Genomic DNA, 13431 nt, shown 5'->3' on the forward strand with positions numbered 1-13431 from the left:
AATTCAGCCTGTTCGATTTTCAACCACGTCGATTTCATGAATGCTACGGAGCTGAACGAGGTTGTTTGTTGTCCGTTCGACTACACGACAGTGATACGTCAATAACAAGATCGAAGGGAAAATCGTCATGCACAACACACTGTTTCGAACCGCCCTGCTGGCGGCGGCACTCGGCTCTTTCAGCCACACTGCCAGCGCCGAAGGAGTCATGGTTCACCTGTTCCAATGGAAGTTCAACGACATCGCCAACGAGTGCGAGACCGTGCTCGGGCCCAAGGGGTTCGGTGGCGTCCAGATCACCCCGCCCGCCGAGCACAAGCAGGGCAGCCAGGTCTGGTGGACCGTCTATCAACCGGTCAGCTTCAAGAATTTCAACAGCTTCGGTGGTAGCGAGGCAGAGCTCAGAAGCATGATCGCCCGCTGCAACGCGGCCGGGGTCAAGGTCTATGCCGACGCCGTCTTCAACCAGCTGGCATCGGGTTCGGGCACCGCCACCGGCGGCGGCAGCTACAACTCGGGGCAATACCAATATCCCCAGTTCGGCTACAACGACTTCCATCACAGCGGCGACATCACCAACTACGGCGACAGCAACAACGTCTGGAACGGCGCCCTCTACGGCATGCCGGACCTCAATACCGGCTCATCCTACGTCCAGGATCAGATCGCCACCTACATGAAGACCCTGCTCGGCTGGGGCGTGGCGGGCTTTCGCATCGATGCGGCCAAGCACATGGCGCCGGCCGATGTGAAGGCCATCCTCGACAAGGCAGGCAGCCCCAGAGCCTACCTGGAGGTGATCGGCGCAGGCGGGGAGTCCCCCGACATTCAGCCGGGCCGCTACACCTACATCGACACCGTCACCGACTTCAAATATGGCACCGATCTCGCCGCCAACTTCAACGGCCAGATCAAGAACCTCAAAACCCTGGGCGAGAGCTGGGGCCTGCTCCCCTCCAACAAGGCCTTCGTCTTCGTGGTCAACCACGACCGCGAACGCGGCCACGGCGGTGGCGGCATGCTCACCTTCATGAGCGGTGCCCGCTACGATCTGGCCAACACCTTCATGATGGCCTGGCCCTATGGCTGGAAGCAGGTAATGTCGGGCTATCGCTTCGAAAACATGGGCACCTATGAAACCGACAAGGGGGCGCCGGGCAGCACGCCCTGCACGGACAGCCAGTGGAACTGCGAACAGCGCCGACCGACCATCATGAACATGGCCCTGTTCCACAACCGGACCGAAGGCCAGCCCGTCAGCAACTGGTGGGACAACGGCAACAACCAGATAGCCTTCAGCCGCGGTGACAAGGGCTTCGTCGCCATCAACAACGAGAGCGGCAGCCTGGTGGCCTCGGTGCAGACCGGCCTGCCGGCCGGCGAGTACTGCAACCTCCTGGGGGGCAATGACTACTGCAGCGGCGGTTATGTCACCGTCGATGGTAGCGGCAAGGCCAGCCTGAACGTCCCCGGCATGAAGGCGGCCGCCATCATCGCCGGTTGCACCAAGGCCAGCCCCTGCGGCGGTTCCGTCCTGCCGGGCAACAAGTTCAGCAGCATGAACCTGCGCGGCACCCACAACGCCTGGGGCAACACCCCCATGACCGTCGATGCCAACCGTGTCTGGTCCGCCACCCTCACCCTGACCGGCACCGGTGACGCCACCGGTGCCCAGCGCTTCAAGTTCGACGTCTTCGGCAACTGGGCCGAGAACTACGGCGACAACGAAGGGGATGGCATCGCCGACAAGGGCAGCAGCAAGGATATCCTGGTCAGCGGGGCGGGCACCTACCGCATCACCCTGAGCGAGAGCGATCTGCGCTACACGGTCACCCCCCTCACCAGCAACCAGGCACCGGTCGCCGCCCTCTCTCCCAAAACCCTAAGCGTCAAGGCGGGGGAGAGCGTGGTGTTCGACGCCTCCGCTTCCAGCGATGATGGCGGCGTGGTGAGCTACAGCTGGTCCAGCGGGGGCACCGCCACCACGGAGACAGTCCGGTTCGATACCCCGGGTACCCATACCGTGACGGTCACCGTGACCGATGCGGAAGGGTTGACCGCCAGTGCCAGCGCCACCGTGACCGTCACCGACGACAACGGCACCTACGCCAGCGTACTGCCCACCCTGAACTTCCGCGGTACCCCCAATGCCTGGGGATCCCTTGCCATGACGCTGATCGCCGACAATCAGTGGGAAGCCCTTGTCACCTTCGACGGTCAGACTAACCAGCGCTTCAAGTTCGACGTCAAGGGGGACTGGACCCAGAACTACGGCGACACCAACAAGGACGGCGTGGCCGAACTGACCGGCAGTGACATCCTGACCTCGGTCACCGGCCAGTACCGGGTACGTTTCAACGATCAGACCCTGCAATACAGCCTGACTCCGGTGAGCGTCACCTATGCCAAGAATGTCGCCAGCCTCAACATTCGCGGCACCACCAACAACTGGGGCACCACCCCCATGTCCCTGGTCGGGGATCACCTCTGGCAGGCCAGCGTCACCTTCACCGGCAGCGGTGATGGGAACGGTGGCCAGCGCTTCAAGTTCGACGTCAAGGGGGACTGGACCCAGAACTACGGCGACACCAACAAGGATGGCGTGGCCGAGCTGGCCGGGGCAGACATCACCACGGCAGTGGTCGGTGCCTATGTGGTGCGCTTCAACGACCAGACCCTGGCCTACAGCCTGAGCGCCCAGTAAGGCTGGACACACGCCAGGGCGATTGCGCCCCGGCGCCGAGCCAGGCCTCCCGCCATCGGCGGGAGGCCTTTTTCATGGCTCCATGACCCGTTCCCCGCCAGCCTGTCGGCAGGCATACTGATCCTTCATCCCCATGCAGGAGCACATATGAAACAGTTGAACACCCTCAAGGCCGAGGGACGGATCGAGGAAGCCCGTCAGCACGGTCTGCTGCAACTCATCGCGCACCCGGCCCACGCCGAGCTGCATTACGAAGTGGCCGGACTGCACGACATGCTGGGGCGAGAGGCCGAGGCCATTCCGCTCTATCAGAAGGCCGTGTCGCTGGGGCTTGGCGAGGCGTCGCTGCGCGGGGCCCTGCTTGGACTTGGCAGCTCCTATCGCACCACGGGCCGTCATGCCGAGGCGCTGGCCACCTTTGACGAGGCCCTGGCCCGCTTCCCCGATGCCGTGGAGTTCAAGGTGTTTCGCGCCATGACCTGCTACAACCTAGGGCGCAGCAAGGAGGGGATGGAGACGCTGCTGGGGATCCTCGCGACCACCACCACGGATCCCGCCCTGCTTCCCTACCGGCGCGCCATGGCGCTCTATGCCGAGGATCTGGACAGACGCTGGTGAACGCCAGAAACGACAAAGCCGCTCAAAAGAGCGGCTTTTTCTGAAAATGGTGGCCCCTGGGGGACTTGAACCCACGACCAATCGATTATGAGTCGACTGCTCTGACCAACTGAGCTAAGGGGCCATTGATGCTGGTTAGCGGCGTGGATTAAATTATTGCTATAATATCAGTAACTTGCATCATTTCCCTCATATTGCTTGGCCTCAAGTCGTATCTGGTAGCTTCACTCCAAGTACACTTGCAAGTACACTTTGAAAATATCGAAGTGCACTTAGCGAGGTTTGCCATCCAATGCCATTGACTCACAGTGAAGTAAACGCGCTACCCGCGAAAAGGAACCCATATTTTCAGACTGACGACAATCGTACCCGAGGAGAAGGGAGATTAGGGGTACAGGTATTCCCTAGCGGCACAAAGACCCTGACGTTTCGCTATAGGCGAGATGGGAAGTGGGCATTTATACCGCTTGGTAGCTTCCCAAACCTCAGCCTTGCTGATGCCCGCGAAAAGGCCAAGGCGTTTGGCCAGATGATCCGTGATGGCCTAGACCCCAAAGATGAGCTGGCTCGTCAAGCAAAGGAGCGGGAGCAAGAAAAGCGGGAGCGTGAGCAGCAAGGAACCATTGAGCAGTTATTCAAAAGCTATACCGAGCAGATGAAGAAGGACGGGAAGCGCACCCATGAGGCTGTATTGGTGGCTTTGGAGAAAGAAACCTATCCAGTGATCAAACCCACGACCAAAGCCAAGGACGTGACCCCGCACGACATCAAAGTGATCCTGGCGCATATGATTCGCCGTGGTGCTGATACCCAATCCAATCGTGTCAGAAGTTACCTGATGGCGGCGTTTAATTACGGCCTCAAGCATGACAACGACCCCGCCAATTTTATAGACGATGCCAAATTTGGCTTGGTGCTTAATCCGGTGGCTGCCATACCCAAGCAAAAGGCCGCCGAGCGTGTCGGGGAACGCTTTCTGACGTGGGCAGAGGCTCGCAAATTGCTTGATGATATGGAGCAGTCCACTAGCCTAGGCTTGACCCTGCGTAGCCTGATCCGGCTTTGTTTCTTCACGGGTGGCCAACGCCCTTATGAGCTGGCCGCCTCACGCTGGGCAAGTATCGACTGGGAAGCCAAAACCCTGACGATTACCGCCGAGCTTTCCAAGAATGGCCGCCCTCACTTGATCCCACTCACTGATAGCGCCTTGCGGGTGTTGAGAGAGCAGCAAGCGGCAACGGGGGATAGTCCCTTTATCTTTGCCCACGCCACCAAGCCGAGCGAACCAATGCCGATGGCCTCACTTAGCCAAGCGATTGATCGTTACCGCAAACGCGCCGAGATGGCGCACTTTATCCCCCGTGATTTCCGCCGAACCTGTAAAACTCTGATGGGCGAGCTGGGCATAGCCAAAGATCTGCGCGACCGCCTACAGAACCACGCCCTGAATGACGTATCCAGTAAACACTATGACCGCTATGAGTATCTTCCAGAAAAGCGGCGAGCCTTGGAGCTATGGGAGCGGCGGTTGTTGGATCTGGCAGCGGATACTGTGATTTCCGTTAACTTCGGGGGGCGTGGGTTATCTTCCTGACGCCAAAGGCGTTACTATGCTGATTAGTTATCGCCATGTTAAGGCTGGCATAGCTGATGCAAATCAATGGGGGATTACCGGATAATGCGCATATTACCGATCTTATTTGTCCTGAGTACAGCTACAGTGGCCTCTGAGGAGGTGATTGATATGACGCCCTTCACCGCAAAGCTAACAGTTGCCAATATACAGGGCAGGGAATGCCTAGCATTGATAAACTCAGGTGTTAAGAAAAGCAATGGCGATGCTTGTAGCAGGTATGCTGACAGCGCTATAGAGTATCTAAAGGTGAGTAAACAGTTTGAGGCTGTTATCAACTCAGATGCATTCTTGAATGCACAAATCTTGAATGAGCCTAGGGAAAGTGACATCTCAGAATTCTATCTTAACGCCCAGATTATTACCCAATACCTTAATCAAGGTAAGTAATGGTGCAGCATAATTTTACGCTTCAACAGGAGGTAACGTGGATTTTTATAGAAAGGTCTCCTTCATCGCGATCATTGTTGTGTTGCTGATCTTGGTGGCAGGTCCATTCCTTTTCAAGTTCTATCCAAATTTTGAGAAAGGTGAAGTCCAATGTGAATCAGAAGGTGGGCACTACAGCTTTGAAGGGCGGGATATCAGGGTTTATGACGATAGAATCGAGTTAGTTGGTGTCTGGGGAATATTGGATAGTGGTAAGCCTAGACGCATATTGATCCAAACAAAAGGGCGTTTGTGTGTGATTGCAGAAAGTAATGCTGATTAATTAGCCACACAGGAAGGTGTCTATAATCATCCCTGATGGGATTTAGAGGATTACCCGTTGAATCCATAGGCTACGCCTAGTGACACTCTATTAGATACGTGAATAGCGCAGACTAACGCCTTCGGCAAAGAGTAAAAGATACGCCAAAAAGAAGGGAAGAAATCCACACAGTAAGTAGCTAGTAGCCAAGGGCTACAAGGACAGGGGAAGGGGTTTGTCTTTTCTCTCTTTCCTTTAGGCGTCTTCTTTAGCTTGGCCCTGCCGGCCTGAGGCACATATCTCCAGTAATCCACTATAACGCCTTCGGCACAAGAGGGTGACATTTTGTCACCTATAATAATCTTTATATTATTTGTTATACTTATCTGTTATTAGGTACAATTTGTCACCCCCCCCCCTGACAATTTGTCACTCCCCCTTGCACTTAGAGCTAGCCCCCAAATTACAAATGGTATCATCCATTACTTCTCAAGTAAGAGAAAGAGCCACCGTCAAGCTTACTCTGGGCTATAGCCCCTTCCATTCCTCAAATTTTTTTGGGGGGGATAACACAAGAGATTTCCCTCTATTCCCCACCTGACTATTAAAAATAGTTGTCGTAAAACCACCTATAGCACCAGTATAAGTATATAGAAGCTATTGAAATTAGCCTGCTTACGCAAGTAAGTTGGCTCTTGCCCGTTCCAAATCAAGATAGAGGTAATGAGATAATGTATTCCCAAGAAAATGGCCTTCGGGTCAAGATACCTGCCTTTTGCGCCAATGAGCTGGCCAAGCATTTACCAGAAGGTGTAAAGGCAACGCGCTACATCGTGGACCTGATTCTAAAGGACTTAGCCAATAAAAAGAGAGGATCACATATAAGTGATGACGCAACTAGAAATTACAACCAAGATTCTACGCAACCTTCCTAAAGATCTTACCGCCTCCGAACAGATCACCCTGCTGGTTATCTCCACCTTCATTAACCTAGAGCGGGATAAGTGCGCTCGTTGTTGGCCCACGAATAGCCTGTTGGCGGCTCAGACCGGGCTATCTGAACGGGCAATTATCCGAGCTTTGGTAAGGCTGGAGGCAATGGGCCTCATTGAGCGGCAGACAAAGTTTGATCCTGACGCTAACAAGCGAACACGAATTTTAATCCTTAACCTAGACAAGCTGACGCCAGTATCGGCAGCGCAGGAAGTCAAAGAGGATGCTTGGGAGGATGATCTAGATGACTGGTAAAATCCTATTTTTATATCCCCTTGTAGTCTATTTAACCCACATGATTTCAATTTTTATAATCCAATAGGTAACGACAATGCAACGATACAACTCTACCCATGAACAATTCAACACTGCCAAAGAGGCGGCCAATGCAACCTACTTCACTAAGCTGCTAGAGCCAGTGCAAGAGCTCTTGGCGTTTGGTTACGGATACAAGGCTTTGGCTTCAGCACTGAATGCGAAAGGTTATCTAACCCAACGAGGTAAGCCCTTCACTCGTGAGAGTGTACGTACCCTCCTCAAGAATCTAGGCGTCCATACTGTTGGAGCGGAAGAAGAATGCAGCAAAGAACAATAACAACGCATTTAGACAAATATGGCCGATGCTGTGCAATTGAGCGTCAGCGAGCAGGAGAGACAGTTTTACTGGCGGGCAGTTTGGAAAATGCTGTAAGCCATAAAGAAATTCCAGAGCCTTACATAAGCTTGGCTATGCGAGAGATTAGCAATACCGTCTCGTCCCAAGGCGTCACGGTTGTAGTTGGCGATGAGGTTGTTACTGTATGAACCTCTATCATGTCTATTACAACCAACAAGATAGGGCGGTATGCGTAGAGCGCCAAAGCGCAAATGGTATCATCAAGATTATTGCAGGCATCAGGCCGACCAGCCTTTACAGCCGAATGCTAGTCACTGATACCTACGCTCTCTCAGAGGCAATCAATGAATCCTTGCTTACCAAGCAAGAGCAATTGAATAAATCGAAAGGGATGCGTTACCAGCGTACCCCCGAGTTAGAGCAAGAAATAAAGCTAGGTTGTTCCCATTCCGTATTACATACCAAATACGGCATCTCTAAACGTACCTATCACCGATTGCGTAACGAGCTTATCAGTGCCACTCCCCCTACCCTGTAGGGTAGTACCTCCCCCCTGTGCCACTTCCTCTCTAGCCCTTGTATATCAAGGCTTAAAACAGCCATTTTTAGCAAAGTAGGACTCTACTATGTGGTGTTTTCTTAACACACGCAAACGGGTTGCTGTAACCCACTGTGACCACTACCGCGATTATTCAAAATTCAAAAACTATGACATTGACGCCCCTTTCACCTGGGCACCCAATTCCTTTCGGAGAAAATAAAGATGAATGAACAAATCAAAGACCTGTTTCAAGATGAATCAATCAGTGATGATCAGCTTGCAGCCATCATTCAAGAGGCTCAAGGCGATGTCTCTAAAGTTAGTAAGAGCATGAAAGCCCTTGGTATTGGTGCAGGGTCTAAAGAGCACATTGAATACATGCGCTCTCTTAAGACTGACGCCATGCGTAAACATGGTTTCTCAGATCCTATTCAACAAACGGAGTTTACAGGGGATGAATTAGCTAATCCCAATTGGACAACCAAACAATGGAATCAATGGGAACGGGCTAGACGTGTGAAAGCTGGCTATAAGCCAAATCCGCTTAACAACACTCAGGACGCCGTAGACTTTTTCAAGAAGTTGAGAGGTGGTTAATGTCCCTCATCAAGACGCCAAAGGCTGCAAATTACAAGTTCGGAGGGCAGGCTGATAAGCCTGTCCGTTTCCATGAATACAAATCAGAAATTACTAGATTCTCTTACAAGGGCATTGTCATTGAGCGTAAAGGCTCTAGCTACCGCATTACGCCACCCAAACTTAAAGGCTTTGATATGGCTTTGTGTGATGGTGTCTATACCGATACTCGTTCGCTACAAGGGGCGCTTGATTTGGCCTTTCTGAATGTTGACAGTGAACGCCAAGAAGAACTAAGGGCGCTGAATATCAACCATCGGTGTCCAGCTTGTAAGGGCGTAACGCTCATTCAGAAGAGAGATTGGCAAGAGGAGCGGATTTCTTGCCCCTTATGCGCTCGACACTCCCACTATTCCTACTATGAAGCCGTGAAAGATGAAGTAATCCGGTGATAGAGGAGAGGTACTTTACCCCTCACGCCTCTCAAGACATGCAGCCCCCATCTGATTACTATCCCCTATAGCCAGTATGCTCATGGGGTTGTATTGACTCTTGCAGAGGGGGCCATTTGTCATATTTTCTGTGAGATTTTTTCAAGCCTCATTGCATATATAAGAAGACCCCCCTTACCCCCTGCTCCCCTCCATGCAATTCCCCCAGCAAATCGACGATACCTCTCTGCACTCCCCGCACAGCTTTTCTTCCTGTCCCCTAAAACCACTGTCATTGTGTCAACCCATCACTGGGCAATTGATAGGGCTTGGAATGCCGTCATCATTCCGTCCCTAGCAGTTAGCTAAGTACACTCACAAGTACACTTCAAAACACCAGAAATAGAAAAGGCGCAGCAGTTACTAACCTGCTACGCCTTGTCTGAAAATGGTGGCCCCTGGGGGACTTGAACCCACGACCAATCGATTATGAGTCGACTGCTCTGACCAACTGAGCTAAGGGGCCATTGATGCTGGTTAGCGGCGTGGATTATAGGGGATGGCGGATACCCCGTCCATAGTCAGATCAACCACTTGGCGAGATTTCATCCATATTCAAGCGGTTCCATGACCCCTCTTCACGCCCATGCCAGCACGGATAAAACAAAGCCCCGCATGGCGGGGCTTTTTGTTGCAATGTCAGGCTGACAGAACCCGGGACTACTCGTCCAGGAAGCTGCGCAGCACTTCCGAGCGGCTCGGATGGCGCAGTTTGCGCAGGGCCTTGGCTTCGATCTGACGGATACGCTCACGGGTGACGTCGAACTGCTTGCCCACTTCCTCGAGGGTGTGGTCGGTGTTCATGTCGATACCGAAGCGCATGCGCAGTACCTTGGCTTCCCGTGCGGTCAGCCCGGCCAGCACTTCGCGGGTCGCGTTGCGCAGGCTCTCGCTGGTGGCCGCATCCGCTGGCAGAGCCAGGGTGGTATCTTCGATGAAGTCGCCCAAGTGGGAGTCTTCGTCATCACCGATGGGCGTCTCCATGGAGATGGGCTCCTTGGCGATTTTCAGTACCTTGCGGATCTTGTCTTCCGGCATGCCCATGCGCATGGCCAGCTCTTCCGGGTTCGGTTCACGACCCATCTCCTGCAGCATCTGGCGGGAGATGCGGTTGAGCTTGTTGATGGTCTCGATCATGTGCACCGGGATACGGATAGTACGGGCCTGATCCGCGATGGAGCGGGTAATGGCCTGACGGATCCACCAGGTGGCATAGGTCGAGAACTTGTAGCCGCGACGATATTCGAACTTGTCGACCGCCTTCATCAGACCGATGTTGCCCTCCTGGATCAGATCCAGGAACTGCAGACCGCGGTTGGTGTACTTCTTGGCGATGGAGATAACCAGACGCAGGTTGGCCTCAACCATCTCTTTCTTCGCACGGCGGGCTTTGGCCTCACCAATGCTCATGCGGCGGTTGATATCCTTGATCTGGGCGATGGACAGACCGGTCTCTTCTTCGATCTGCTGCAGCTTGCCGATGGAACGCAGTACTTCTTCGTCCATCTCGAGCAGACGGGGAGACCACGCCTTGCCGGCCTGCTTCTGGTATTCGAACCAGGCAGTTTCGCACTCGTTGTTGGTGAAGGCCGCGACGAAGGTCTTCTTCGGCATCTTGGCCTGCTCAACGCAGAGCTTCATGATGATGCGTTCCTGCACGCGGACACGCTCCATCATCTCCCGCATATTGTTGACCAGGCGATCGAACTGCTTGGGCATCAGGCGGAATTGACGGAAGACATCGGCCAGCTGGGCGATGGCATTCTGGGTGTCGTCGTGGGCACGACCATTCTGCTGAATGGAGAGACGAGTCACCTCGTACTGGGCACGCAGTTCGCCGAATTTCTCGCGAGCGACTTCCGGATCCGGGCCACCGTCGCCGTCATCGTCGGAGTTGTCACCGTCTTCGTCTTCGTCCTCATCTTCGTCTTCGTCTTCGTCGGCGAGGTCGTCCTCGCTGAGCTCGGAGCCGATATGAGTGGCGGTCGGCGCCACGTCATCCACTTCGTTCGGATCGATGAAGCCGGAGATGATGTCGGACAGGCGAAGCTGCTCGGCTTCGTACTTGTCGTACTGTTCGAGCAGATAGGTGATGGCTTCAGGGTACTCGGCGACGGAGCTTTGTACCTGGTTGATACCGTCTTCGATCCGCTTGGCGATGTCGATCTCGCCTTCGCGGGTCAGCAGTTCGACGGTACCCATTTCCCGCATGTACATGCGGACGGGATCGGTCGTGCGACCAATCTCAGATTCAACAGATGCCAGAGCCTGGGCCGCTGCTTCGGCAGCGTCCTCATCGGCGGTACCACCTTCAGCCATGATAAGGTCATCGGCATCCGGAGCGTTTTCAACCACTTGAATGCCCATATCGTTGATCATCTGGATGATGTCTTCGATCTGGTCTGAATCGACAATGTCTTGCGGGAGGTGATCGTTCACCTCGGCATAGGTCAGGTAGCCCTGTTCTTTACCTTTGGCAACGAGGAGTTTAAGCTGAGACTGCGGGGTTTGCTCCATAGAACTCATCCGGTTGGTGTTGCTAGGTTGCGCGTACAGTGCGCTGCTGCGCAAATAGCCAATTCTAATAGAAAACCGCCAGACATGCTATGTCTGGTTGCGGCGTCGGTCATGAGAAACCCCTGCCCGCAGTGTTGTCGGGGCCAGGTGGTTATAAAGTGTTTGCTTTCAATCCCGTCGATTCGGGCAACGCTATTCATATTGGGACTGCTCACTCAAATATCAAGCCCCACTCTCATTTCTTTTCTCAATCTGCACCTCTCTGATCAGCATCATCAGCTCCTGAGTTTCTTCAGAGCTTAGCCCTTCCTGCGCCACCTTGGCCTGCAATTCTTCGATCCGTTGCTTCAGGAAAAGGTTGATGAAACCGACAAAGGTATCCTGCAATTCTCCCAGAATATCGGGCTCCTGGTCGAGCTTTACCTCTTCAAACAGGTCATGCATCGCCAGCTGGGCAAGTATTTCTCCCTCTTTTGTGCCGCGCCAATGCTCCAGCAGGATACCCGTTGTCACTCCCGGCTGGATCAGGATCTGCTGGTGCAGTTGCAGCAGGAAAGGGATCCCCTGCAGGCGCAGCCCGGCCAACTCGGGCATGGCCGGCAGCTCGGCGGTGATCGCCGGATACTGCACCATCAGGGCCAGAGCCCTGCGGATCGGCGTCAGTTTGGTCGCCTTGGGTTTGTTAACTTCCGCCTTGGGCTGGCTGTTGCGGGCAAACAGCTCGGCAATCCGCTGCTTGTTTTCTCCCCAGCGCATCATGCTGGAAAGTCGGGTAATCAACCCCTCGCGAGTGAAACCTTCCGGTACCCGACGAATCAGCTCGGCGGCCTTGTTGGCCACTTCAAACTTGCCTGCCTCACCGGAAAGAGCCGCATCGCGCCCGAGGCGTTCGAACATGAAATCCGCAAACGACTGGGCCTTGTCGAGCAGCGCTTCGAACCCCTCCTTGCCGATCTGGCGTACCAGCGAGTCGGGATCCTCGCCATCCGGCAAAAAGACGAACTTGAGTTCACGGCCGTCCTGCAGGTGGGAGAGCGCGTTATCGAGCGCCCGCCAGGCCGCTTCCCGACCGGCGTTGTCGCCGTCGTAGCAACAGACCACCTCTGCCGTGGTACGGAACAGGGTGTGGATGTGATCGCTGGTGGTCGCAGTCCCCAGTGCCGCCACCGCATAGTCGATGTCGTACTGGCCGAGCGCCACCACATCCATGTAGCCTTCCACCACAAGGATCCGGCGCGGATCCTTGTGTGCCTGCTTGACCTCATAAAGGCCGAACAGCTCTCGCCCCTTGTGGAAGATGGGGGTTTCGGGGGAGTTCAGGTACTTGGGCGTGCCATCCCCCAGCACTCGGCCACCGAAGCCGATGACCCGACCGCGTTTGTCCCGGATCGGAAACATGATGCGATCGCGGAAACGATCGTAGCTGCCCGGGCCGCTGTCACGGGGGATCAGCATACCGCCCGAAATCAGCAGTTGTTCGTGATCCCTACTGGCGCCAAAGCGGCGACGCACCTGATCCCAGTCCCCAGGGGCATAACCGATGTTGAAGCGCTTGACCACCTCGCCAGTCAGGCCCCGGCCTTTCAGATACTCCACCGCCTGAGGCGCGTTCTTGAGATTGCTCTCGTAGAAGCGCGCAATCTGGTTCATCAGCTCGAACAGATCCTTGCTGACGGCTGGTTGGCTATGGCTTGATCCACTCGCCGTTTGCTCACGGGGGACCTGCATACCGTGCAGGCTTGCCAGCTCTTCGATGGCATCGGGGAATTCCAGGCCGTCGTACTCCATGACAAAGCCGATGGCATTGCCGTGGGCACCACAACCGAAACAGTGATAGAACTGCTTCTCCTGGCTGACGGTAAAGGAGGGGCTTTTTTCGTTATGAAAAGGGCAGCAAGCCTGGTAGTTCTTACCGGCTTTCTTCAACCGCACACGGGAGTCGATCAACTCGACTATGTCCGTGCGTACGAGCAGATCATCGATAAAGGATTGCGGGATCCTGCCAGCCATAACCGTCCTGTTTCATTGCATAGGAAATAAAAAAGCCGCGC

Annotated in this window: 12 protein-coding genes and 2 tRNA genes; 10 read left to right on the forward strand and 4 right to left on the reverse strand. The window is 54.5% G+C overall.

The genetic code is table 11. The annotated features are described in order from the left end of the window. The first annotated feature begins 127 nt into the window (after positions 1-127). Together AB5Y50_RS01645 and AB5Y50_RS01650 are read left to right on the forward strand one after the other, a co-directional pair. Positions 128-2704: an alpha amylase C-terminal domain-containing protein gene (locus AB5Y50_RS01645; protein WP_049636099.1), complete on the forward strand. Its 2577-nt coding sequence runs from the start codon at positions 128-130 to the stop codon at positions 2702-2704. A gap of 147 nt (positions 2705-2851) precedes the next feature. Beyond that, on the forward strand, positions 2852-3322 hold the full coding sequence (locus tag AB5Y50_RS01650; RefSeq protein ID WP_049636100.1) for a tetratricopeptide repeat protein: 471 nt from the start codon (positions 2852-2854) through the stop codon (positions 3320-3322). Between the two features lie 47 nt (positions 3323-3369). Here the strand turns inward: AB5Y50_RS01650 and AB5Y50_RS01655 are convergent. Next, positions 3370-3446: transfer RNA gene (locus AB5Y50_RS01655), tRNA-Ile, on the reverse strand. A gap of 168 nt (positions 3447-3614) precedes the next feature. Between AB5Y50_RS01655 and AB5Y50_RS01660 the strand changes: the two genes are divergently transcribed. The 8 genes from AB5Y50_RS01660 to AB5Y50_RS01695 all read left to right on the forward strand — a co-directional run bounded on the left by AB5Y50_RS01660 (position 3615) and on the right by AB5Y50_RS01695 (position 8824). Beyond that, positions 3615-4916 carry a tyrosine-type recombinase/integrase gene (locus AB5Y50_RS01660; protein WP_368162395.1) on the forward strand — a complete coding sequence of 434 codons (1302 nt, stop codon included), beginning with the start codon at positions 3615-3617 and terminating at the stop codon, positions 4914-4916. Positions 4917-5066: 150 nt separating this feature from the next. Beyond that, entirely contained in the window at positions 5067-5345 is a 279-nt protein-coding gene (locus AB5Y50_RS01665) for a hypothetical protein (protein ID WP_133295853.1), read from the forward strand. Between the two features lie 37 nt (positions 5346-5382). Beyond that, the gene (locus AB5Y50_RS01670) at positions 5383-5667 is read left to right on the forward strand and encodes a hypothetical protein (protein WP_113995944.1); all 285 of its coding nucleotides are present in this window, start codon (positions 5383-5385) and stop codon (positions 5665-5667) included. 867 nt (positions 5668-6534) lie between these two features. Next, positions 6535-6894 (forward strand): helix-turn-helix domain-containing protein, encoded by a 360-nt coding sequence (locus AB5Y50_RS01675; RefSeq protein ID WP_042864147.1) that lies wholly within the window; start codon positions 6535-6537, stop codon positions 6892-6894. Positions 6895-6970: 76 nt separating this feature from the next. Then, positions 6971-7234 (forward strand): recombinase family protein, encoded by a 264-nt coding sequence (locus tag AB5Y50_RS01680; protein ID WP_187590645.1) that lies wholly within the window; start codon positions 6971-6973, stop codon positions 7232-7234. A gap of 205 nt (positions 7235-7439) precedes the next feature. Next, a complete protein-coding gene (locus tag AB5Y50_RS01685; RefSeq protein WP_113995470.1) occupies positions 7440-7793 on the forward strand; it encodes a hypothetical protein in 354 nt (117 codons plus the stop codon). Between the two features lie 225 nt (positions 7794-8018). After that, positions 8019-8393, forward strand: a complete 375-nt coding sequence (locus AB5Y50_RS01690) for a hypothetical protein (protein WP_319896288.1) — start codon at positions 8019-8021, stop codon at positions 8391-8393. Further along, on the forward strand, positions 8393-8824 hold the full coding sequence (locus tag AB5Y50_RS01695; RefSeq protein ID WP_201890257.1) for a hypothetical protein: 432 nt from the start codon (positions 8393-8395) through the stop codon (positions 8822-8824). The genes AB5Y50_RS01690 and AB5Y50_RS01695 overlap by 1 nt, the downstream gene beginning before the upstream one ends. Positions 8825-9252: 428 nt before the next feature. On the opposite strand, the gene AB5Y50_RS01700 is transcribed toward AB5Y50_RS01695, so the two are convergent. The 3 genes from AB5Y50_RS01700 to dnaG form a co-directional block, all read right to left on the reverse strand. After that, positions 9253-9329 (reverse strand) — tRNA-Ile (locus AB5Y50_RS01700). A gap of 194 nt (positions 9330-9523) precedes the next feature. Further along, complete coding sequence (rpoD, locus tag AB5Y50_RS01705) at positions 9524-11419, reverse strand: RNA polymerase sigma factor RpoD (RefSeq protein WP_263639565.1); 1896 nt, start codon at positions 11417-11419, stop codon at positions 9524-9526. 183 nt (positions 11420-11602) lie between these two features. Beyond that, complete coding sequence (dnaG, locus tag AB5Y50_RS01710; protein WP_049636101.1) at positions 11603-13390, reverse strand: DNA primase; 1788 nt, start codon at positions 13388-13390, stop codon at positions 11603-11605. Between the last annotated feature and the right edge of the window lie 41 nt (positions 13391-13431).

The sequence above is a fragment of the Aeromonas sp. s6 genome (assembly GCF_040907815.1).
Classification (GTDB): Bacteria; Pseudomonadota; Gammaproteobacteria; order Enterobacterales; family Aeromonadaceae; genus Aeromonas; species Aeromonas caviae.

Coding starts and splice junctions, on each gene's coding strand:
- AB5Y50_RS01645 (WP_049636099.1), top strand. CDS start 128: ATGCACAACACACTGTTTCGAACCGCCCTGCTGGCGGCGGCACTCGGC.
- AB5Y50_RS01650 (WP_049636100.1), top strand. CDS start 2,852: ATGAAACAGTTGAACACCCTCAAGGCCGAGGGACGGATCGAGGAAGCC.
- AB5Y50_RS01660 (WP_368162395.1), top strand. CDS start 3,615: ATGCCATTGACTCACAGTGAAGTAAACGCGCTACCCGCGAAAAGGAAC.
- AB5Y50_RS01665 (WP_133295853.1), top strand. CDS start 5,067: ATGACGCCCTTCACCGCAAAGCTAACAGTTGCCAATATACAGGGCAGG.
- AB5Y50_RS01675 (WP_042864147.1), top strand. CDS start 6,535: ATGACGCAACTAGAAATTACAACCAAGATTCTACGCAACCTTCCTAAA.
- AB5Y50_RS01680 (WP_187590645.1), top strand. CDS start 6,971: ATGCAACGATACAACTCTACCCATGAACAATTCAACACTGCCAAAGAG.
- AB5Y50_RS01685 (WP_113995470.1), top strand. CDS start 7,440: ATGAACCTCTATCATGTCTATTACAACCAACAAGATAGGGCGGTATGC.
- AB5Y50_RS01690 (WP_319896288.1), top strand. CDS start 8,019: ATGAATGAACAAATCAAAGACCTGTTTCAAGATGAATCAATCAGTGAT.
- AB5Y50_RS01695 (WP_201890257.1), top strand. CDS start 8,393: ATGTCCCTCATCAAGACGCCAAAGGCTGCAAATTACAAGTTCGGAGGG.
- dnaG (WP_049636101.1), bottom strand. CDS start 13,390: ATGGCTGGCAGGATCCCGCAATCCTTTATCGATGATCTGCTCGTACGC.